General features: G+C 59.9%; 16 protein-coding genes. 11 read left to right on the top strand and 5 right to left on the bottom strand.

The window, feature by feature from the left end:
- The first annotated feature begins 29 nt into the window (after positions 1-29).
- From OQH67_RS08750 to OQH67_RS08720, 7 genes are all read left to right on the top strand, one after another.
- Positions 30-1,595: an acyl-CoA carboxylase subunit beta gene (locus tag OQH67_RS08750; protein ID WP_067568984.1), complete on the top strand. Its 1,566-nt coding sequence runs from the start codon at positions 30-32 to the stop codon at positions 1,593-1,595.
- 21 nt (positions 1,596-1,616) lie between these two features.
- The gene (locus OQH67_RS08745; protein ID WP_215436910.1) at positions 1,617-2,063 is read left to right on the top strand and encodes an OadG family transporter subunit; all 447 of its coding nucleotides are present in this window, start codon (positions 1,617-1,619) and stop codon (positions 2,061-2,063) included.
- Positions 2,064-2,145: 82 nt separating this feature from the next.
- Positions 2,146-2,535 (top strand): acyl-CoA carboxylase biotin carboxyl carrier protein subunit, encoded by a 390-nt coding sequence (locus OQH67_RS08740; RefSeq protein ID WP_215436907.1) that lies wholly within the window; start codon positions 2,146-2,148, stop codon positions 2,533-2,535.
- A 79-nt stretch (positions 2,536-2,614) separates the two neighbouring features.
- Positions 2,615-4,279 (top strand): sodium ion-translocating decarboxylase subunit beta, encoded by a 1,665-nt coding sequence (locus tag OQH67_RS08735; RefSeq protein WP_215436904.1) that lies wholly within the window; start codon positions 2,615-2,617, stop codon positions 4,277-4,279.
- 36 nt (positions 4,280-4,315) lie between these two features.
- Positions 4,316-5,095: a biotin--[acetyl-CoA-carboxylase] ligase gene (locus OQH67_RS08730; protein WP_215436902.1), complete on the top strand. Its 780-nt coding sequence runs from the start codon at positions 4,316-4,318 to the stop codon at positions 5,093-5,095.
- A 67-nt stretch (positions 5,096-5,162) separates the two neighbouring features.
- Positions 5,163-6,650 (top strand): butyryl-CoA:acetate CoA transferase, encoded by a 1,488-nt coding sequence (locus tag OQH67_RS08725; RefSeq protein ID WP_215436899.1) that lies wholly within the window; start codon positions 5,163-5,165, stop codon positions 6,648-6,650.
- 88 nt (positions 6,651-6,738) lie between these two features.
- Positions 6,739-7,461: a hypothetical protein gene (locus OQH67_RS08720; RefSeq protein ID WP_215436896.1), complete on the top strand. Its 723-nt coding sequence runs from the start codon at positions 6,739-6,741 to the stop codon at positions 7,459-7,461.
- Positions 7,462-7,798: 337 nt separating this feature from the next.
- Here the strand turns inward: OQH67_RS08720 and rfbA are convergent, their stop codons facing one another.
- The 3 genes from rfbA to OQH67_RS08705 all read right to left on the bottom strand — a co-directional run bounded on the left by rfbA (position 7,799) and on the right by OQH67_RS08705 (position 10,797).
- Positions 7,799-8,662 carry a glucose-1-phosphate thymidylyltransferase RfbA gene (gene rfbA, locus OQH67_RS08715; protein ID WP_215436893.1) on the bottom strand — a complete coding sequence of 288 codons (864 nt, stop codon included), beginning with the start codon at positions 8,660-8,662 and terminating at the stop codon, positions 7,799-7,801.
- 9 nt (positions 8,663-8,671) lie between these two features.
- Entirely contained in the window at positions 8,672-9,724 is a 1,053-nt protein-coding gene (gene rfbB / locus OQH67_RS08710) for a dTDP-glucose 4,6-dehydratase (RefSeq protein WP_343195913.1), read from the bottom strand.
- A 128-nt stretch (positions 9,725-9,852) separates the two neighbouring features.
- Positions 9,853-10,797, bottom strand: a complete 945-nt coding sequence (locus tag OQH67_RS08705; RefSeq protein WP_231863839.1) for a 6-phosphofructokinase — start codon at positions 10,795-10,797, stop codon at positions 9,853-9,855.
- A 128-nt stretch (positions 10,798-10,925) separates the two neighbouring features.
- Here OQH67_RS08705 and OQH67_RS08700 point away from each other — a divergent pair, with 128 nt between their 5' ends.
- Positions 10,926-11,663 carry a uracil-DNA glycosylase family protein gene (locus OQH67_RS08700; protein WP_067569008.1) on the top strand — a complete coding sequence of 246 codons (738 nt, stop codon included), beginning with the start codon at positions 10,926-10,928 and terminating at the stop codon, positions 11,661-11,663.
- Positions 11,664-12,178: 515 nt separating this feature from the next.
- On the top strand, positions 12,179-13,645 hold the full coding sequence (gene gatB, locus OQH67_RS08695; RefSeq protein WP_215436887.1) for an Asp-tRNA(Asn)/Glu-tRNA(Gln) amidotransferase subunit GatB: 1,467 nt from the start codon (positions 12,179-12,181) through the stop codon (positions 13,643-13,645).
- Positions 13,646-13,721: 76 nt separating this feature from the next.
- Here gatB and OQH67_RS08690 read toward each other — a convergent pair whose 3' ends face one another.
- On the bottom strand, positions 13,722-15,452 hold the full coding sequence (locus OQH67_RS08690; RefSeq protein ID WP_215436884.1) for a thiamine pyrophosphate-dependent enzyme: 1,731 nt from the start codon (positions 15,450-15,452) through the stop codon (positions 13,722-13,724).
- 190 nt (positions 15,453-15,642) lie between these two features.
- Here OQH67_RS08690 and OQH67_RS08685 point away from each other — a divergent pair, with 190 nt between their 5' ends.
- Positions 15,643-18,183 carry an alpha-amylase family protein gene (locus OQH67_RS08685; protein ID WP_215436880.1) on the top strand — a complete coding sequence of 847 codons (2,541 nt, stop codon included), beginning with the start codon at positions 15,643-15,645 and terminating at the stop codon, positions 18,181-18,183.
- Between the two features lie 360 nt (positions 18,184-18,543).
- Here OQH67_RS08685 and OQH67_RS08680 read toward each other — a convergent pair whose 3' ends face one another.
- The gene (locus OQH67_RS08680; RefSeq protein WP_215436877.1) at positions 18,544-19,200 is read right to left on the bottom strand and encodes a hypothetical protein; all 657 of its coding nucleotides are present in this window, start codon (positions 19,198-19,200) and stop codon (positions 18,544-18,546) included.
- A 160-nt stretch (positions 19,201-19,360) separates the two neighbouring features.
- Here OQH67_RS08680 and OQH67_RS08675 point away from each other — a divergent pair, with 160 nt between their 5' ends.
- Positions 19,361-22,111, top strand: a complete 2,751-nt coding sequence (locus OQH67_RS08675) for a calcium-translocating P-type ATPase, PMCA-type (RefSeq protein ID WP_215436874.1) — start codon at positions 19,361-19,363, stop codon at positions 22,109-22,111.
- Positions 22,112-22,205: the final 94 nt, after the last annotated feature.

Here is a 22,205-nt window from a genome sequence, read left to right as displayed (position 1 = left end):
TCCTGAATATACCACATAACACTATACAAATGGCTATTGATCCCAAATTGATTGACGATCTCAACAGCCGCCGCAAGAAGGTAATCCTCAGCGGCGGCCAGGAAAAGATCGACAAGAGGCATGAAAAGGGCGAAATGACCGCCCGCGACCGCATGGGGTACCTTTTTGAAGAAGGCACCTTCTCTGAAATAGGCATGCACGTGCGCCACAACTGCCACAACTTCGGCATGGAAAAGAAGGAAATCCCCGGCGACGGCGTCGTCTCCGGCTTCGGCCTGGTGAACGGACGCCCCGTCGCCTGCGCCGCTTCCGACTTCCTTGCCCAGGGCGGTTCCCTCGGCTACATGCACGCCATGAAAATCGCAGACGCGCAGAAATACTCCCTGAAAGCCGGCATCCCGATGGTGACGGTGAACGACTCCGGCGGCGCGCGCCTGCAGGAAGGCGTGGCGGCCCTGTCCGGCTACGCGCAGGTATTCTACAACAACGTGCTGGCCTCCGGCGTGGTTCCGCAGATATCCATGATCCTGGGCCCCTGCGCGGGCGGCGCGGCCTACTCCCCGGCCCTGACGGACTTCATTATCATGCGCAACTCCGGCAACGCCGGCATGTACATCACCGGACCCAAGGTGATCGAACAGGTGACGTATGAAAAGTGCACGATGGATGACATCGGCTCCGCGGCCATCCACGCTTCCGTTTCCGGGAACGTCCACTTCGTCGCGGACAGCGACGCCCACGCGCTGGACATCCTGAAGCGCCTCCTGTCCTTCCTGCCCGCCAACAACACGGAAGAACCTCCCCACAAGTTGGACACCCCGCTGGACCTGAGCATGGACGGCGGCATGAACGACCTGATCCCCGGCGACAACCGCACGCCCCTGGACGTGCAGCCCATCATCAGCCGCCTGGTGGATAACGGAGACTTCCTGGAAGTGCAGAAGGACTTCGCCAAAAACATTGTCGTCGGCTTCGGCCGCATCTGCGGTGTGGTGGTAGGCATCATCGCCAACCAGCCCAACGTGAAAGCCGGCTGCCTGGACATCGACTCCTCCGACAAGGCCGCCCGCTTCATCCGTTTCTGCAACGCGTTCAACACCCCCCTGGTCAACCTGGTGGACGTGCCCGGCTTCCTGCCCGGCAAAAACCAGGAACGCGGCGGCATCATCCGCCACGGCGCCAAGCTCATCTTCGCCTATTCCCAGTCTACAGTGCCCAAGGTTACCCTGATCATGCGCAAGGCCTACGGCGGCGCGTACATCGCCATGTGCTGCAAGGACCTCGGCGCTGACGCCGTCTTCGCATGGCCCGGCGCGGAAATCGCCGTGATGGGTGCGGAAGGCGCCGTTCCGGTGCTTTACGGCCGCGAGCTCAAGGCCGTGGAAGACCCTGCGGAAAAGGCCAAGCGCCAGGGAGAGCTTCTGGAAGAATACCGCGAAGCCTTCTACAATCCCTACGTAGCCGCCGGCATGGGCCAGATCACGGAAGTCATCAACCCGGAAGAAACCCGCGCCAAGATTGCCTTCGCCCTGCGCACCCTGCTGAACAAGAAGGAAGTGCGCCCGGCCAAGAAGCACGGCAACATGCCGCTTTAACATCCATCTTCACGGATTCATATGCTACTTACAACACTCGCCTTCGCACAGGGCATGGCCAACGTCATGAACAATCTGAACTACCAGATTGTAGGCATCATGGTAGTCATGCTGTGCCTGGGTGGCCTGGCCATCATTCTGACTGTCAGCGGTTCCATAGCCGCCGCCATTCAGAACAGGGCCAAAGCCAAGGCCGCTATCCCCGCCTCCGTGCCTGCAGCCGCTACCGCGGCCGCAGGCAAGCAGGGCATGACTCCGGAAATGCTCGCCCTCCTCTCCGCAGCCGTGGACTCCGCCATGACGGAGCTCACGCCGGAAATGGTGGCCGTCATCTCCGCAGCCGTGGATGCGGGCCTGGACGGCATGAGCCACCGCATCGTGGAAATCAAGCAATCCCCGGGTTCCGGCTATGCGGCCGCGGGCAGGGCGGAAATCTTCGCCTCCCACCGCATCCGGCCCTCCCGCTGATCCATCCATTATTCACCTTACACCACAGTCCCGCCTGCAGGCGGACAGCATCTAACTTAACATTCCATACCAATACATTATTATGAAGAAACTTCGCATCACCGTTGACGGCAAGGTATTTGACGTATCCGTAGAACTCCTGGACCAGGTCTCCTCCACGACGGCGGCTCCCGTTCCCGCAGCAGCTTCCGCCCCCGCAGCTTCCGCTCCCGTTGCGGCCCCTGCTCCGGCTCCCGCACCCGCTCCTGCCGCCGCCGGCGCCGGAGACATCCCCAGCCCGCTTGCCGGCAAGGTCGTCTCCCTGGATGTAGCCCCCGGTACCGCCGTCAAGGCCGGCGACCAAATCATGACCCTGGAAGCCATGAAGATGAACACCATCATCTACGCTCCCTCCGCCGGCACGATTACCTCCTTCTGCGTGAACGCAGGCGACACGGTGCAGGAAGGGCAGCCCCTGGCCAAAATCGGTTAACTCCGGCCGCAATCGTCCGGAACCGCCAGCGGTTCCGGAACCTGATTCAGACTACAACCTGTTATAACGAATATTCCATATGGGTCTTTTAGATTCATTAATCACCTTTTTACAGGGGATGGGCATCTTCTCCCTATCATGGCAAATGGTAGGAATGTGGGGGATTGCCGTTCTGCTCCTGTATCTGGGTGTGGCCAAGCAATACGAACCGCTTCTGATGGTTCCGATTGCCTTCGGCGCCCTCATCGCCAACATTCCGGACAACGGAATGCTCATCTCCCAGATGAACCAGCAGGTCATCTCCTCCAATGAAAAGGGACAGGTCACGGCCACGTCCCTGAACAACGTGGGGTACCTGCGCGTTCATGTAGCTCCGCTCCAGGAGGCGCCCGTCAAGGTGCCGGACAACCTCACCACGCCTGAAGCGCGCGCCCAGTATCTGGAACGCATGCACCAGCCCATGCAGGTTTATCCCGGCAAGCAGCTGACCGTCTCCCAGATCAAAACCGTGCGTGAATCCCAGGAAAGGGCCAAGGCGGATGCCGCGGCGCTGGGTGACGACAGCCTGGTAGTTGATCCCAACCTGAAGGACTTCTCCAATGTCAGCGAGGACAACGGCAATGATCCCGTTTTCCTGCTCACGCGGGAAGCCGGCACCATCGTCGTCCGCCAGCAGGGGATGGACTACTTTGACACCAGCGGCAGCCGGATTCCGGTGGACCTGAAAACCGACAGGCTGGAACCCCTGGTGGTTTCCGCCGCGGGCAAATACGTGGCCGTAGGCCAGCAAACCCGGGAATTCATGATCACCTCCATCCACGGCGGCCTGTATGACTGGATCGGCCTGGGCATCAAGGCGGAAATCTTCCCGCCCATCATCTTCCTGGGCGTGGGCGCCCTGACGGACTTCGGCCCGCTGCTGGCCGCTCCGCGCACCCTTCTTCTGGGTGCTGCGGCCCAGGTCGGCGTGGCGGCCACCTTCTTCATGGCCCTGTTTATGCGCTTCTCTCCGGAAGAAGCCGCTTCCATCGGCATCATTGGCGGTGCGGACGGCCCCACCTCCATCTTCCTGACCATGAAGCTGGCCCCGCACCTCCTCGGCGCCGTGGCCGTGGCCGCGTACACGTACATGGCTCTGGTTCCGCTGATACAGCCGCCCATCATGGCGCTGCTGACCACCAAGAAGGAACGCGTCATCCGCATGAAATCCCTGCGGCAGGTCAGCAAGGGAGAAAAACTCTTCTTCGCCGTGCTGGTCACCATCGTCACCATCCTGCTGATTCCGGACGCCGCTCCGCTCATCGGCATGCTGATGCTGGGCAACTTCATGCGCGAATGCAAGGTTACGGAACGCCTGGTGCAGGCCTCCCAGAATGAAATCATCAACATCGTCACCATCTTCCTGGGCACCTCCGTGGGCCTGACGATGCAGGGGGACCGCTTCCTGCAGCCGGAAACGCTGCTAATCATCCTTCTGGGCATCGTAGCCTTCGGTGTAGCGACTGCCGGCGGCGTCATCGCCGCCAAGCTGATGAACCTCATCTGGCGCAAGAACCCGGTCAACCCCCTGATCGGTTCCGCGGGCGTCTCCGCCGTTCCCATGGCGGCGCGCGTCTCCCACAACGTGGGCCAGAAATACGATCCCTCCAACTACCTTCTCATGCACGCCATGGGACCGAACGTTGCGGGCGTCATCGGCACCGCCGTCATCGCGGGCTACTACATCGCCACACTGGCGAGATAACCTGAATAAACATCATCCCAGGCCTCGGCCCATCCCATGAACTCCACACCCCCATGCCCCACTCCTGCAGAGGAGGAAGGACCATGCGGCGACTGGACCTATCATGAATGGGCCGAGGCTTTTTCCACCAACGACCTGGCCCGCACGCTCCCCCCGCGGCATATCGCCGTCTGCCGGGTGCAGACCGGAGGCCGGGGCAGATTCAACCGCCAATGGATAGGGGAGAAAGGCGGCCTGTGGGCCTCCTTCACCGTTCCCCTGGACACGCCGCATGAAGCTTCCTCGGAAATCTGCTGGGGGCATCTGCCCCTCGTCGCAGGGGTTGCGCTGCTGGACATGCTGCGGGACATGGGCATACGGAACACCCGCCTGCGCTGGCCGAACGATTTGCTGGTGGGCCGCTCCAAGCTGGCGGGCATCCTGGTGGAACGTCCTTCGGACCATATGGCGGTCATCGGCATCGGCGTCAACGTCTTCAATGACGTGGCCGGAATCGCCGGCATGGTGCAGGACCCGCCCGCACGTCTCTCGGACTTGCTGCCGGACTGTCCTTCCGTTCACGGCGTCATGGCCGCTCTGGCCTCCCATCTGGACCGGGTTTTCACCGCATTTTCACGCGGAGGCATCTCCGCCCTGCGGGATTCCCTGGCCCTAGCCTGGGCGGAACCCCGGCCCGTGACCGTCTTCACGGATGACGAAACCGTCCAGGGAATATTTACAGGGATTGACGATCAGGGCAATCCTGTGTTATCCCTTCCGGCCGGCCGCGCCAGAACCATTCCGGCACACCTGGTCAACAGGCTCAAGGAAGAATGAGCCTATCCCTCCCTTTCCCATAAATACGGAGGATTCTTTCATTTTCATTCAACAAAAATCAACTGACATGAGTTACAAGGAATTGACACCAGAAGAAGCAGCAGCTCTCATTGAACATGGTGAAAATATCGGCTTCAGCGGTTTCACCGCCGCCGGAGTACCCAAGGCGGTCCCCCGCGCCATTGCCGCCAGGGCAATCGCGGAACATGAAGCGGGCCGTCCCTTCAAGGTAAACATCTTTACGGGAGCCTCCACCAGCGCCTCCGCGGACGGCGCCCTGGCGGAAGCGGACGCCGTGGACTGCCGCACGCCCTACCAGTCCTCCCCCGCCCTGCGCAAAAACATCAACAGCGGCCGCACCCGCTACAACGACATGCACCTGTCCCATACGGCCATGTACATGCGCTACGGCCACATCCCCGCCGTAAAAACCGCCATCATTGAAGTGGCGGACATCACTCCGGAAGGGGAAATCACGCTGACCACCGGTGCGGGCAACACCCCCACCTACTGCGAGCTCGCGGAACGTATCATCGTGGAGGTGAACGCCTACCATCCGAAGGAACTCAAGGGCATGCACGACCTGATGATGCCGCTGGACCCGCCCAACCGCCAGCCCATCCCCCTCACCAAGCCTTCCGAACGCGTCGGTTCCCTGACCTGGAAAATCGACCCCTCCAAGGTCGTCGGCATCGTCCGCACCAATGAACCGGACGGCATCGGCGCCTTCAAGCCCGGAGACCCCATCACGGACAAAATCGGGGAAAACGTCGCCAAATTCCTGGAAGAAGAACTGGAAGCCGGGCGTATTCCCGCCTCCTTCCTGCCTATCCAGTCCGGCGTAGGCAACATTGCCAACGCCGTCCTGGGCGCCCTGGGCCGCAACAAGAAAATTCCGAACTTCCAGATGTACACGGAAGTAATTCAGGACTCCGTCATCACGCTGATGAAGGAAGGACGCTGCACCTTCGCTGGCGGCTGTTCCCTGACCGTCTCCGACGCCATGCTGGCGGAAATGTACAAGGATCTGGACTTCTACAAATCCAAGGTGATTCTGCGCCCGCAGGAAATCTCCAACAACGCTGAAATCGTGCGCCGCCTGGGCCTCATCTGCATCAACACGGCCATTGAAGTGGACCTCTTCGGCCAGGTGAACTCCACGCACTTCTTTGGCAAGCAAATGATGAACGGCATCGGCGGTTCCGGGGACTTCGCCCGCAACGGCTACCTCACCATCTTCACCTGCCCCTCCACGGCCAAGGGCGGAGCCATCTCCTCCATCGTGCCGATGGTTTCCCACCACGACCACACGGAACACGACGTGGACATCATTGTCACGGAATACGGTGTGGCCGACCTGCGCGGCAAATGCCCCCGCGACCGCGCGGAGGAAATCATCACCAAGTGCGTCCATCCGGACTATCAGGAAAAACTGCGCCAGTACATCGCGCTCACGCCCCAGGGCCATACGCCCCACTGCCTGGCCAAAGCCTTTGAAATGCACACCAAGTTCCAGGAAACCGGCGACATGAGAAACGCCGACTTTTCCGCCTGATCCGCATTGACCATTCGCGTCTCCGCGTTAAACTTGCAGGGCCGCTTCCTCGCCGGAAGCGGCCCTTTTTCATGACTCCGCCGCTGCCATGCCGAACGACTCCCCTTCCCCCCGCCCCGAAGACTGGATGATTTATCCGGGCGTCAGGCAGGCCGTCCGCATCTGCGCGCTTGCGTTCTGCGCCGGAATCGTCCTGACCGTCCTGCACCATCTGCTGATGCCCGTACTCTTTCATCTCCCGGACAGCGCGGCATGGAGCGTGCCCGCGGCGCTCCTGGCGGAAATTGTCACCATCATTTCCCTGTCCGTGCTTGTTGCGTGGGGCGCCCGCGCCCTGCTGGCATCGCGCGGCAGCTATGTCACCCGCACACTGAGTTTCCTGATGGTTTTCCCCGCCCTGTATGCAGCCCTCCTTCTTCTCTCCGCCAGCCCTGCCGCCGTCAGGCTCATGGCGGCAGACACGGTTCTGGAAACAACATTCCTGCTGGCAGCCGCCACCGCCTTTTTTTCCCTGCCGTACATAAAAGGCTATCCGGCCGCCTGGAGGAAGCGTTTCCTGGCCTGGGCCGTTCTCGCGGCATGCTATGCCCTCCAAGGAGCCCTGATCGTTCTGGCCATGTCACTCTGGATGAACCTGGCGGCCAAGCCTACGCAGTTCCTGCCGGAAATACTCATGGCGCTCTCCTGCGCGCTGGAACTGGCCCTGTGCCTTTTTTCCGTCCTTCTGGCGTGGGCATTGTTCCGTCGCGTGCCCCGGATCGTCTCCATGCCTGAAAAGAACGATCCCCGCTTTCCTGAAGAAGAAAAGTGAATCAGCCGGAACAGCCGTTAAAAGAGACCGGGAAAAATGTTCCAGGCATGTACTTTCCACGCTGTCGCAGCCGCCGCCGGCGCACGACATCCCATTCCCGTTCCGGATTCCTTTGACGGGTTGCACACCCTCCACACTGGAACAAGCTGCCGCAGATCTCAGGCAGAATAAAGGATGCTCCCTGGAATTCCGGGGGAAGCAACACAGACCGGGCCGCCATAAGACTATCCACTTTCCCTGACGGCGGGAATCTCCAAATGGGGTGGCATCCCTCCCCCGGCTTCTCTCTGGCCGGAGCATGGAATTCGCGGAGAAGGAAGGAAATCCCCTTCTTCTCTCAAGGAAGCAAATCCAGCAGATACTGGCCGTAGCTGTTGTTGCGCATGGTTTCCGCCTGTTTCTGCAGAACTTCCGCGGAAATCCAGCCGTTGTTGAAGGCGATTTCTTCCAGGCACGCCACCTTGAACCCCTGGTGGTGTTCCAGCGTGCGGACAAACATGGACGCCTCCAACAGCGTATCATGCGTTCCGGTATCCAGCCAGGTATAGCCGCGGGCCAGTTTTTCCACGCGCAGCAGCCCCTGCTTCAGGTACTCCTGGTTCACGGACGTGATTTCCAGTTCCCCGCGGGCGGATTTGGGAATCTGCCCGGCGATGTCCACCACCTGGTTGTCGTAAAAATACAGCCCCGTCACGGCCATGTCCGACTTAGGATTGGCGGGCTTTTCCTCAATGGAGACCGCCTTTCCCTCCTCGTCAAACTCCACCACGCCGAAACGCTGCGGATCATGCACCTGGTAGCCGAAAACGGTTGCCCCGCTTTCCAGGGCGGCGGCCCTTCTCAACTTCTCCGTCAGGCCGCGGCCGTAAAAAATATTGTCCCCCAGCACCAGGGCCACCGAATCTCCGCCGATGAACTCCTTCCCAATGGTAAACGCCTGGGCCAGCCCTTCCGGCCTGGGTTGGACCTTGAAATCGAAAGTCACGCCGAACCTGCTTCCGTCACCCAGCAGCTCGCGGTACAGCGGCAAGGCCTCCGGGGAGGAAATGACGAGAATCTCCCGTATTCCGGCCAGCATCAGCACGGAAATGGGATAATACACCATCGGCTTGTCGTAAATGGGCAGCAGCTGCTTGCTGACGGAAAGCGTCACGGGATGCAGGCGGGTGCCGCTCCCTCCGGCCAGAACAATACCTTTCATATCAATCTCCTATCCATTAATACCCAAACGCTCCAAACGGTAGTCCCCGGAAAGGATGCGCCGCCACCACTCTTCATGGGTCAAATACCATTCGATGGTCTTCCTGAATCCGGAGGAATGGTCCTGCTTGGGCTCCCAGCCCAGCTCCCGGCGTATCTTGGAAGCGTCGATCGCGTAGCGCAGGTCATGCCCCGGCCTGTCCCGGACAAACGTAATCTGGTCCCGGTAGCTTCCGCCGTCCGCGCGCGGCCGCAATTCGTCCAGATGGGAGCACAGCAGCTCCACCAGTTCCAGATTCGTTTTTTCGTTATTGCCGCCTATATTGTACGTTTCCCCGGGTTTCCCGGAAGAAACAACGGTGAACAGCGCTTCGCAATGGTCCAGCACATACAGCCAGTCCCGCACGTTCTCCCCCTTGCCGTACACGGGGATGGGCTCCCCGGCCAGGGCCTTCAGGATCACCACGGGAATCAGCTTCTCGGGAAACTGGTAGGGGCCGTAATTATTGGAGCAGTTCGTGACCAGTACGGGCAGGCCGTACGTATCGTGCCAGGCGCGCACCAGATGGTCGCTGGCCGCCTTGCTGGAGGAATACGGGGAATGGGGGCTGTACGGCGTGGCTTCCGTAAACAGGCCGTCCCGGCCCAAAGTACCGTACACTTCGTCGGTGGAAATGTGATGGAAGCGGAAACGCTGCTTCCTTTCCCCCTCCAGGGAGCGGTAGTAATCCAGGGAGGCCTGAAGCATGGAAAAAGTCCCCATCACGTTCGTGGTAATGAAATCGCCCGGATCGTCAATGGAGCGGTCCACATGGGATTCCGCCGCCAGGTGCATCACCCAGTCCGGGGAATACTCCTTCATGGTGCGCCGCATCAGTTCGGCATCCCGCACGTCCGCATGCAGAAAACGGTACGCGGGCAGGTCTGCCACGTCATCCAGGGAATGAATGTTGCCCGCATAAGTCAGGGCGTCAATGTTCAGGACTTCACAGCCGCGCTCCAGCAGCAGCCTGACCAGATTGGAGCCGATGAATCCGGCTCCGCCCGTAACGATAACTCTCATCATACTGTTTTCAGGAAAATTTCCGCTTTTATGATACTAGGACGGATGCGGCTTTTCAAAACAAATCCGCCCATGCTTCCAGAAAGAAGCGCATGGGCGGAAAAAAGATGCGTCCGGCGCGGAACGAATCAGCAGCTCAGTTCGCGGCAAAGGTTGATGATGTCCGGATTGACGGAATACTGCTGGCCGGCCACGGCATCCAGGGAGGCATAGCCGTACTGTCCGTCGTGGTACACCATGATCTGGTTGATGTCCCCCTTGTGCAGGGCTTCCACGGCGCGCGTGGCAAAGCGGGTGCCCATCAGGCGGTCGCGGGCGGAAGGAGAGCCGCCGCGCTGTACATGGCCCAGAACGGTCAGGCGGGTATCCATGCCGGCGCGTTCCGTCAGCCAGCGGGTGAGGTACTGGGCCACGCGGGTGCCTTCCGCCACCACGGCGATGATGCAGCTCCCTTCCTCGTTGATGGCGGGCTGGAGGCGCTTGTAAATGGATTCCAGATCGTAGGGAATTTCGGGGACGATACAAATGTCCGCCGCGCTGCACAGGGCGGTGGTCATCGCCAGGTAGCCGCAATCTCGGCCCATGGTCTCAATCACGAACGCACGGTGATGGGAGCGGGCGGTATCGCGCACGGAATCGATGCAGTCCAGAATGACGTTCTGGGCCGTATCCACGCCCAGGCAGTAGTCCGTCCCGGCGATGTCGTTGTCGATCGTGGCCGGAATGCCGGCGAAGGGCACTTCAAAATCGTTGAAAAAGTCGTTCAGGGCGCGGAAGGAGCCGTCGCCGCCCATAATGATGAGCTTGTTGATGTCGCGCGCCTTCAGATGTTCGTAGGCCTGCTTGCGGAATTCGTAGTCGAAAAAGCGCTTGGAGCGGGAGGAGCGGAGGAGAGTTCCGCCACGGTAAATCATGTCACTGGTCAGTTCCCGGGTAGCCTCCTTGATCTTTCCATCGATCAGCCCTTCCAGACCGTCATAGACAACGTAGGGATTCATTCCAAGCTGGCGGGCATGATCCACGGCAGACTTGATCGCCGGATTCATGCCGGCGGCGTCACCGCCCGATGTCATAATGGCTATTCCACTCATAAGTAATAAGGTTAACTTGTCCGGGGGGAAATGTTACCGTGCCGGACAAATAATGCAAGCGCGGAGTTTTTGCTGGCGCAATAAACGAAAAGGCCCCATGATAAGGAGGCATGAACGCCACCGCATCCGCCATTCTGAACGCCACGGCCGACCTCCGGGACGGAACAGCCCGGCTCCGGTTCGGGGAGCCAGTACACTTCACCTACAATCCGCTTTCCTACGCATGGGCTCCGCACGAACAATACGTCCTGAAATACGGAAACGGTGAAAAAAGGCATCTTTTCCTGGGCATGAATCCCGGCCCCTTCGGCATGGCCCAAACGGGCGTACCCTTCGGAGAAGTGGACGCCGTCGTCAACTGGATGCACATCCGCGAAGAAGTGGGCAGGCCGGAACACACCCACCCCAAACGCCCCGTGGAGGGGTTTGACTGCCCGCGTTCGGAAGTGAGCGGCCGCCGCCTGTGGGGACTGTTTGCGGAAACCTTCGGCACGGCGGAAAACTTCTTCCGCCACAACTACGTGGCCAACTATTGCCCCCTTGTTTGGATGAGCGCCACAGGCGCCAACATCACTCCGGACAAGCTGCCCGCAGAACAGCGCGCCGCTGTGGACGCCGTGTGCATGCGGCATCTGGTAGCCCTCATCACCATCCTGAATCCGCATACCCTCGTGGGCGTGGGGGCGTACGCCACGCAAAAGCTCCGAGCTGCCGCCGCGCTCCTGCCGGACAAATCGTTCACCATCGGCACCCTGCTCCATCCGAGCCCCGCCAGCCCCGTCGCCAACAAGCTCTGGCCGGAACGCCCCATCCAGCAGCTCAAGGAACTGGGCATTTTACAGGACTGAACGTCCAGAACGAAGAAAGGGGCGCCCCGGAAAGCGCCGCAAAAAACAAAAGCCGGAAACTGGCCGCCCGGGTGACAGCCGGTCCCCATGCCCGTACGGCGAGAAAAGGAAGGCACCCTTTCCGCGCAAATCTGAAAAGCGGCTCAGGCATCGGGGCCGAGGGGGAGACGGCATGCGCCCGCGGCAAAAAGAAGGCTCCTTCCCAAATCTAAGGGTTAAGGGCATGGAAAGGATGCCCGGCCCTTCCCTGTACCGGATTTGCTCAAACACGCTTCTTTCCCGGCGGAAAAAATGAATGCCGGCAGATACCGGGAAGGAAAAAACTCAAACGGTCGTTCCCGGAGGCCGCAACAACGGTTCCCGGACAATTCCCGGTCCATTCGCCCGGCTCTTTGTCGTCCGCTTTATCCCTGACTCCGCACCCTCCCGCCTGCGCCCGGCGGAAAGGGCTTTTTACTGGACAGGCCGGAGACGGTCCCGTACAGTTTCCGCGATACTCAAGCGTTCCGAATTTTATGGCAATTTCAGATTACATCGTGACCATTGGCCTGGAAGTCCACTGCCAGATCAAGACAAAGAGCAAAATGTTCTGCTCCTGCGAGACCGGCTTTGGCTTTGAACCCAATACGCGTGTCTGCCCCACCTGCCTGGGATTGCCCGGCGCCCTGCCTGTCCTGAACGAATTCGCGATTGAACGCACCCTGCTGACCGGGCTGATGCTGGGCTGCTCCAGCCCGGAAATATCCCAGTGGGACCGCAAAAACTATTTCTATCCGGACATGGCGAAGAACTACCAGACCTCCCAGCTTGACCTGCCCCTGTGCCTGGGCGGCGAAGTGCCTCTGTACCCGTGGTCCTATCCCAACGACGTAATCAAGGCCGGAGTGCCCCCGTTCCGCACGGTCAAGCTTACGCGCATCCATCTGGAGGAAGACGCCGCCAAAATCACCCACCACGCCACCTATTCCCTGATCGACTACAACCGCGCCGGGTCCGCGCTGATGGAAATCGTCTCCGACCCGGACATCGACACTCCTGAAGAAGCTTACGCCTACCTCAAATCCCTTCAGCAAATCCTGAACTACGGCGACATTTCCGACGCCGACATGGAAAAGGGCCAGATGCGTTGCGACGTGAACATCTCCCTGCGGCCAAAAGGCCAGAAGGAGCTGGGCGCCAAGGTGGAAATGAAAAACCTCAACTCCATGTCCGCGGTGCGCCGCGCCCTGCATTACGAAATCCGGCGCCAGGCGGAAGAACTGGACATGGGCATTCCCCAGGTTCAGTCCACGCGCCGCTGGGACGACGAACGGGGGGAAAGCTCCGTGATGCGCACGAAGGAAGACGCGCACGACTACCGCTACTTCCCCTGCCCTGACCTGGTGCCCGTGCGCACGGACCCGCTTCTGGACAAGGTGCGCGGCATGATTCCGGAACTCCCGCAGGAGCGGCAGAAACGCTTCATGGAAGAATACGGCCTGAGCGAATACGACGCCAACGTGCTGGTAGGAGACCTGGAGCTGGCCCGCTTCTTTGAAGAAGCCGCGCAGGGAGCCGCCAGCGGCAAGAAAGTGGCCAACTGGGTAATCAACAACATTTCCTCCGTCCTGAACGAAAAAGGCATGCGCCCGTCCGAATGTCCGGTGAAACCGGAAGCCATCCGCGGGCTGATCGCCATCATTGACGACGGCACGGTCTCCAATAACCAGGCCCGGGAAGTCTTCAACAAAATGTGGGAGGAGCCGGCCCTCTCCGCGGCGGAAGCCGCCAAACTGCTCGGCTTTGAAAAGGCGGACTCCTCCTTCCTGGACGGCATCGTGGCGGAAGTCATCGCCGCCAACCCGGACAAGGTTCAGGAAATCCTGGGCGGCAACGACAAGCTCCTCAACTGGCTCACCGGCCAGGTCATGAAAACCGCCAGGGGCAAGGCCAACCCGAAAATGGTGACGGAAGCGCTGAAAAAAGCCCTTTCAATGGAGTGACCCAGGACAAAGGATTAAAGACAGGAAAAACAACTTCATCTTTAATCTCCGGCATCTGCCCATTGTCCGCAGCACATCACGGCTTGAACAGCTTCCTGTTGCCCGCCAGCGTATTCCAGACCTGCTTGATCTCTCCGGTGAAAGTCTGCTTCATCATGGAAAGGGAGAAATCCGCGGCCTGTCCCACGCTGATATAGGGCGGGAGAGCCAGGGCATCCCGGTCCACATGGGCGTCCAGCAGGGCCGGCCCCGGATAATTCAGGAACGTCTGTACCATCTGGTCCACCTGGCTGGACTTGTCCAGCAGGAACCCCTTGATGCCCACGGCGTCCGCCACGGCGGAAAAAGACGGGTTGTGCAGGTCGATTTGCCACGGAATCAGGCCCGCGGCCTGCATTTCCAGCTGGATGAAATCCAGGCAGCCATTGTTATACACCACGATTTTGACCGGCAGCTTGTACTGTGCGATCGTGATGAGATCCCCCAGCAGCATGGACAGGCCGCCGTCCCCGCAGAGGGCAATCACTTGGCGGTCCGGATATTCCTTCTGCGCGCCCATGGCCATCGGCATGGCGTTGGCCATGGAACCGTGGTTGAAGGAGGCAATCATGCTCCGGCCCATCGTCGCGCAAAGGAAGCGGGCGCTCCAGATGCACGGGGTGCCCGTATCCACCGTAAACACGGCGTCGGAAGCGGCATACTTGTTCAGGGCGGTGGTGAGCTGCTCCGGACGGATGGGAGACTCCTTGTCGTTGCCTTCCATGTACGCGTTCATGTCCTTTACGTCCTTGGCGTGGCGCTTCAGGGAGGCCTCCAGATGCTCTGAATCCGTTTTCTCCTGAACCATGTTCAGCAGCGCTTCCGCCGTAACGGATACGTCCCCGCAAATGCCCAGGTCCAGGCGGGAGCGGCGTCCCAGAACTTCCCCGCGCCTGTCGATCTGCACAATCTTCGGCTTGGTGGGAATAAAATTGAAATAGGGGAAATCCGTCCCCCACAGCACGATCATGTCGCTTTCGTGCATGGCCTTGTAAGCGTCTCCCCAGCCGAGGAGCCCCGTCATCCCGATGCCCAGGGGATTGTCATGCTCAAAATAATCCTTCCCGCGCCACGTGTAAGCGATCGGGGCCTTCAGGCGGTGGGCGAGCCGGACAACCTTGTCCTGCGCTCCGGCGCATCCGGCGCCGCAGAAAAAGGTGATGCGGCGGTGCTCGTCAAACATCCGCGCCAGAAGGGAAAGGGACTCGTGTTCCGGAACGACGTGCTCACGGGTATAAGAGGGGAGATGCACCAGGTCCTCCATTTCCGCAGGAGCGTCCGCGATGTCTCCGGGCAGGACGACGACGCCCACGTCGCGCCTGGCCCACGCATGCTGGATGGCGGACATCAGGATGCGGGGAGCCTGGGACCCTTCGGAAATCAGTTCAGCGTAAGAACTGCATTCCCTGAAAAGCTGTTCCGGATGCGTGGCCTGGAAATATTCCAGGCCTATCTGGCTCTGCGGAATGTCGGAGGCGATGGCCAGCACGGGAGCGTGGCTCCTGTGGGCGTCAAACAGGCCGTTGATCAAATGGAGGTTGCCGGGACCGCTGCTGCCGCAGCAGACGGCCAGGTTCCCGCTCAACTGGGCTTCCGCGCTCGCGGCAAAGGCTGCCGCCTCTTCATGCCGCACATGGATCCATTCAATGGTCTTTTTCTTCCGCAGCGCATCCGTGATAGGGTTCAGGCTGTCCCCTACAATGCCGTAAATGCGCTTGACGCCTGCCCTTTCCAAGATTTCAACGATCTGATCAGCTACCCTGTACATGCAGATTAGACCCAGGGCGTAGGACAAAAAATCAATGCTTTCGTGTCATGCCGCGTCAAAAAGGCCCGTTTTCCCCCGTATCCGGAAAGCATTGAAAAACATCCGGAAGCCGCCAGCTATTCGGAGCGTTTTTCCTTGAAGAAACAGCGTCAGACTTTACGATTTCCTGCAATTCCATTCATTGTGCTCCATGAAATTCCTCAACAGAATTCTTCTACTGGCCGCCGTACCGGCCATGTTGTCCGCAGCCACGGCGGCTGTCGTCTTCCCGGGACCGCCTCCCGGAGCCGCCGGAGCAGTACAGTCCGGCTCCGCCTATACTCTTTCCAACAGCATCCTGACAGCCAAATTCCTGGATAAAAACGGCAGCATTTCCTTTGGCGGTCTCACGTCCAAACTGGGCCCCGTCGCCAAGGCGGGGGGAGAACTGTTCATCGTCAACCTGGCAGACGGACGGAGCATCAAATCTTCCGAATTGAAGGCGTCCAACGTCAAAATTGCCAACCTGCCGCCCGATCCCAAGGCGTTCAGACTCGCGGAACGCTACCCGGGCAAAGCCCTGACGGCCACCTTTCAGGCGCTGAACGGCACGCTGCGCATTTCCTGGCGCGCCGTACTGCGGGACAATTCCCACTACCTGCGCCAGGAACTGCGGCTGGTGAGCACCCAGCCCGTTCAGATGAAAAACATCGTGGCCATGCAATATGACCTCATCGGCGGGAAGGCCGGGGAACCACGCATTTCCGGCAACGCCAGGGGAGCGCTCGTTGTCAATGACCTGGCATTCGCCGCGCTGGAAACACCCATGGGCATCAATACCGCGGGAAACGCGGGAAACGCGGGAAATGCCGGGGACGGCAGCACGGACTGGAAAGCGGACAAATGGGTGAAAAACTCCTGGACGGGCAATTTCAACATCCCCCGGGAACTGAAAAAACAGTACGGGGACCATCTTGCCTCCGCGGAAGGACCCGTCTCCATCGGCGGCAAGGGCAATCTCACGATTACGTTCCGGTACACAGGAGGCGACGGGGGAAACAACAAGCTGAACCTCGCCGGGGTGCAGCTCCTGTCCGCGCAGGGAGCCGTCCTTGATTCCGATTTCCATCCCGGCGCTACGGGAGACTCCAGCACCAGCAATACCTACAAGGTCAAGGTTCCCGCCAGGGGCGGCTACATGTTGCGCTACTGGGCGGAAACAAAGACGGAGCCGATCGCCAGCAAGGGGGAAATCACTTTCTCCCTGCCCGTAACCACCGCGGAGAAGGAAGACGCCCTGCCGGCGGACTCCCGAATGGCGCAAGGCGTCTGGAGCCGCAAGACAACCCTCCAGCCCAGGGAAATCTGGAACGTATCCTCCGTTATCGGTCTCTTCGCCCCCGGGCAGCAGCGCAGGTCCTTCCTCGCGTACATGGAACGGGAGCGCGCCATGCCCTACCGCCCCTTCATCCATTACAACTCCTGGTATGAGCTGAACATCAACCGCAACAACGATTCCGACCCCGCCAAACGCATGACGGAAGAGCAATGCCTGGCCGTGCTGAAAGACTGGCAGGAACAATTTTTCCAGAAGAGCGGCACGGCCATTGACGCCTTCGTCTGGGATGACGGCTGGGACGAATTCAACAGCCTGTGGGACTTCCACAAGATGTTCCCCCAGGGCTTCAGGCGCGTTAATGCCGCCGCCGCCAAACAGAAGGCGGGTATCGGCGCATGGCTGGGCCCGGTGGGCGGCTACGGAGCCTCCAAGGGCAAGCGCCTCGCCCACTGGAACGTCAAGCATCCGGACAACAAAATCGGCAACTTCCAGCTTTCCAACAAGGAATACTTCGACGCCTTCGTGGGCCGCTGCTCCCAGATGGTGAAGGACTACAACATGAAATACTTCAAATTCGACGGCATCAGCACCCATTTCCACGCCAAAGGCCCCGGAAACGAGGAAGACGCGGAAGGCATCATCCGCGTGGTGGAGGCGCTTCGCAAAAAGAAGGGCGACCTGTACATCAACTGTACCGTAGGCACCTGGGCCTCCCCCTTCTGGTTCCGTTACGCAGACTCGGTCTGGAGGCAGGAAAACGACTTCGGCACCATCGGCGTGGGCGACAACCGCGACAAATGGATCACCTACCGCGACCGCCTGGTGCATGAGGTATTCGTCCAGGGCTCTCCGCTCATGCCCATCAACTCCATGATGACGCACGGACTGATAGTCACCAGGCACGGCCCTCCCGGCTGCATGCCCAAGGAACCGGAAAACGTGAAAAAGGAACTCCGCTGCGCCGTGGCGTGCGGAACCTCTCTCCAGGAGCTCTATCTGGATCGCGACCTGATGAACGCCCATGGCGGCGTGCTGTGGGACGAACTTGCCAAAGGCATCAAGTGGATACGCCGCAATGCGGACGTGCTGGACGACGTGCACTGGGTGGGCGGCAACCCGTGGGACAAGGAAAGCAGGGAAGGCTCCGTTTACGGCTGGGCCGCCTGGAACAAAGACAAGGCCACACTGGCCCTCCGCAACTCTTCCGACCGGGAAAAAAGCCTGACCGCCACTCTCCGCAGCATCCTGGACATTCCCGCCAACGTCAGGGGCGGCATCACCTTCAAGGACTCCTTTGACGACCAGCGCCCCCTGGACGGCTTCACCGGAAAGACTGTGGACATTGACAAGGAACTCACCTTCACGCTGAAACCCTTCGAGGTATTCGTCTATGAAGGAGGAAAAGTCAAATAGCCTCCGGATATCCGGAACCGCAGAACAACTGCCAACTCATTTCTGTCCGCGACGCCGCAAAGACTTTTTTAGCCGTCAAGGCAGGGAAACCGGATATTGATGGCCCGTACCAAGTGTGCGGCTCAGAACCCGCAGGGCAGGCGAAACAAACCGAACCTCATTCACGGGTACGGAAGCCGCCATTCTCCGCAACTCTTACGAATATTAAACGGGGAATGTCATCTTAACAAGAGGCTCCTCCCCTGCCCCCCTAAAAGAGGCGTCCGCTTCCCGTCCGTAAAAAGCCGTCAAACGGGAAAAAACGGACGCGATGCCGAGCCTCCTCCCAACCGGCTCCCCTTTTTCATCCCCGGCCGCCCTTCACCGCCCTACCTTCTCAAACGTCACCGCCTCCATGGGATTGGACGGATTGACGGGCATCACCAGGCATTGCGCATTCTCGCCGCCCAGATAAAGGGTATAGCCGTTACCGGAAGGGCAGGAAATGGATACGGCATAATACCCCCCGTTCTGCGTCAGGGACCAGGTGCCCCGGTAGGTGGAGACAAGATCTTCCTCCAGCACGGACAAGTCGTCCCTGTTCTCCGCTTGTGATATCCACCATCCCCAGGACTCCCGGCGAGGGAAGGAGGAAACCTCGCAGCTTCCGTCTTCATAAAGCTGGATGGTGGATGAACTGACCTGGAAAAAACGGTTCAGCTCCGCCGGGCGGGAAAACCACCGCTCGCGGGGAGTGGATTCCACGGCATACACGCCCGCCAGGGATTTGGCCTCCGGCTGCGCCACGCACAAAAAACTATCCCTGTCCATCAGCTTGTAGCAGACAATCCCCACTACGGCCAGGGGGAACAGGAGCGCCAGGAAAAAAGCCCACAGCACCATCCGCCGCCTCCACCACACGTAAACCGCAGCCAGCCCCGCCACGCCGCCCACGGACATCCAGAAGCCCCACGATCGGCAGGCGATCGCAAAAGCGGCGGAAAGAATGGAAAGGCCATGGCAGAGATCGTTCCACATAGGTCCACCAGAATCGCCGGAACACGTTCAAAGTCAAGTCTGCAATTCCGGATATGCCCGGATGGGGGGGCTGCGCCGCAAAAACTCCCGTCATCGTTCCTTCAAAGCGCCCTATGGGCTTCCATCCCCGGACCGAATCAGGTAAATAGGCGTTCCGGACATGAAGAATACAGCACATTACCAGGGACTCACGGAAAAGCAGGTTCTGGAAAACCGTGACAAATACGGCGTCAATATCCTGACTCCCCCTGAAAAAGAGCCTTTGTGGAAACAGTTTCTGGAAAAATTCTCCGACCCCATCATCAAGATACTTCTCGTGGCCTTAGTCCTGTCCGTCGGCGTGGCCTGCTACCAATTCTTCTCCGGGGCGGAACCGGCAAGCGTCTTTCTGGAACCCGTCGGCATCCTAGTGGCCATTCTGCTGGCCACCTGCGTAGGCTTCGCCTTTGAGGTGAGTGCCAATAAAAAATTTGAAATCCTGAACCAGGTCAACGACGACACGATGGTGCAGGTCATCCGCGGCGGCAATATCTGTGAAATTCCCCGCCGCGACGTGGTGGTCGGAGACGTGGTCGTCCTGAACACCGGAGAAGAAATCCCCGCGGACGGCGTTCTGCTGGACGCCGTTTCCCTCCAGGTCAACGAATCCACGCTGACCGGGGAACCCCTCATCAGCAAAACCACGGTGGAAGCCGAATTCAAGCCGGACGCCACCTATCCCTCCAACCATGTCCTGAAGGGAACCACCGTGGTGGACGGCCACGGCGTCATGGAAGTGAAGGCCGTGGGGGACAAGACGGAATACGGCAAGGTTTACGAAGGCTCCCAGATAGACAACAAGGTGGAAACGCCCCTGAACCGCCAGCTTTCCCGGCTGGGGGACCTGATTACCTGGGCCAGCTACGCCATTGCCGCCCTGATCATCATTGGCCGCCTTACCCTGTACTTCACCCGTCTGGAAGGCGCGGTGGACTGGCTGGCCGCGGGCAGCTACATCCTGAACACCATCATGATCGCCGTCACGGTCATCGTGGTAACGGTGCCGGAGGGGCTGCCCATGAGCGTCACCCTGAGCCTGGCCCTCAGCATGAAAAGCATGCTGAAAGCCAACAATCTGGTGCGCAAGATGCACGCCTGCGAGACCATGGGGGCCGCCACCGTCATCTGCACGGACAAGACGGGCACCCTGACGCGCAACCAGATGAACGTGTACAAGGCGAATTTCTACGGCCTTGGCGACGCCCTCCCTGCAGATGACGAACTGGGGAACCTGATCCGGGAAGGCATTGCCGTTAATTCCACCGCTTTCCTGGATTATGCCGATCCCGAACACATCAAGGCGCTGGGCAATCCGACGGAAGGCGCCCTGCTGCTCTGGCTGCACGGCCAGGGAGTAAACTACCTGGACCTGCGGGAAAACGCTCGCGTGCTGGAACAGCTGACCTTCTCCACGGAACGCAAATACATGGCCACCGTCGTGGACTCCCCCCTGCTGGGTAAAAAAGTCCTGTACGTGAAGGGCGCGCCGGAAATCGTGCTGGGCAACTGCGCCACGGTGCGCACGCCGAACGGCGAAACGGACGCCGCCGCCATGCGCCCCGCCATTGAGGAACAACTGCTGGCTTACCAGAACCAGGCCATGCGCACGCTGGGCTTCGCCTACCGTATTCTGGATGATGACGCCCCCGTGTTCCAGGATGGAAAACTGGCACGGCACGATCTGGTTTACCTGGGCATCACCGCCATTTCCGACCCCGTCAGGGACGATGTTCCCCAGGCCGTGAAAGACTGCATGGATGCCGGAATCAGCATCAAGATCGTCACGGGAGACACGCCGGGCACCGCACGGGAAATCGGCCGCCAGATCGGCCTGTGGACGGAAGCGGACACGCCGGACCGCCTGATGACGGGTGTGGAATTTGAACGGACGCCGGACGGGGAATTGCTGGACCGCGTAATGGACCTCAAAATCATGTGCCGCGCCAGGCCCATGGACAAGGAACGCCTGGTAAAGCTGCTCCAGCGGAAAGGCCAGGTGGTGGCCGTCACCGGGGACGGCACCAATGACGCCCCTGCGCTGAACGCCGCCCAGGTGGGGCTTTCCATGGGGGACGGCACCACCGTCGCCAAGGAGGCCAGTGCCATCACCATTCTGGACAACTCCTTCATGAGCATTTCCCGTGCCGTCATGTGGGGCCGTTCCCTGTACCGGAACATCCAGCGGTTCATCGTGTTCCAGATGACCATCAACGTGGCGGCCTGCCTCATCGTGCTCATCGGCGCCTTTCTGGGAACGGAATCCCCCCTCACCGTCACGCAAATGCTGTGGGTGAACCTGATCATGGACACCTTCGCCGCCCTGGCCCTGGCTTCCCTGCCGCCGGACGAACGCGTGATGCGGGACCCGCCGCGCAAAACCACGGACCATATCATCACCCGCCCCATGGGCCGGGACATCCTGGGCGTGGGCATTCTGTTCGTGGCCTTCCTGTTTGGACTGCTCCAGTACTTCAAGCATGCGGACATCACCAGCCTCACCCAGTTCAGCGTCTCCGGCTATCTGGGAAGCTACCTGGACTTTTCATCCCCGGAACATGCACTGACACCTTACGAACTGTCCCTGTTCTTCACCGTCTTCGTTCTTCTCCAGTTCTGGAACATGTTCAACGCCAAGGCATTCAATACGCACAGGAGCGCCTTCGCACGCATGGGCGCCAGCATCGGAGGCTTCGGCCTGGTGGCCCTGCTCATCCTGGCCGGGCAGTACCTCATTGTCACCTTCGGCGGCAAGATGTTTAACGTGGTTCCGCTAAGCTGGACGGACTGGGGCCTTATCTTGGCAGGAACTTCCATCGTCCTGTGGATCGGAGAATTTATCCGAATGCTGGGGAGCCCTAACCACAAATCCTGATATATTTTTATCTCGTAAAAATGGATAAAACACGGATCAGGCCATCTTGAATCCAATAAAAAAATCATGGACAATTACGGAAAATATTTTCTTT

The organism is Akkermansia biwaensis (assembly GCF_026072915.1).
In the GTDB taxonomy this organism is placed as follows: domain Bacteria; phylum Verrucomicrobiota; class Verrucomicrobiia; order Verrucomicrobiales; family Akkermansiaceae; genus Akkermansia; species Akkermansia biwaensis.
Note: the sequence above shows the minus strand (reverse complement) of the source record. Positions and strands in the feature narration are given on the sequence as shown.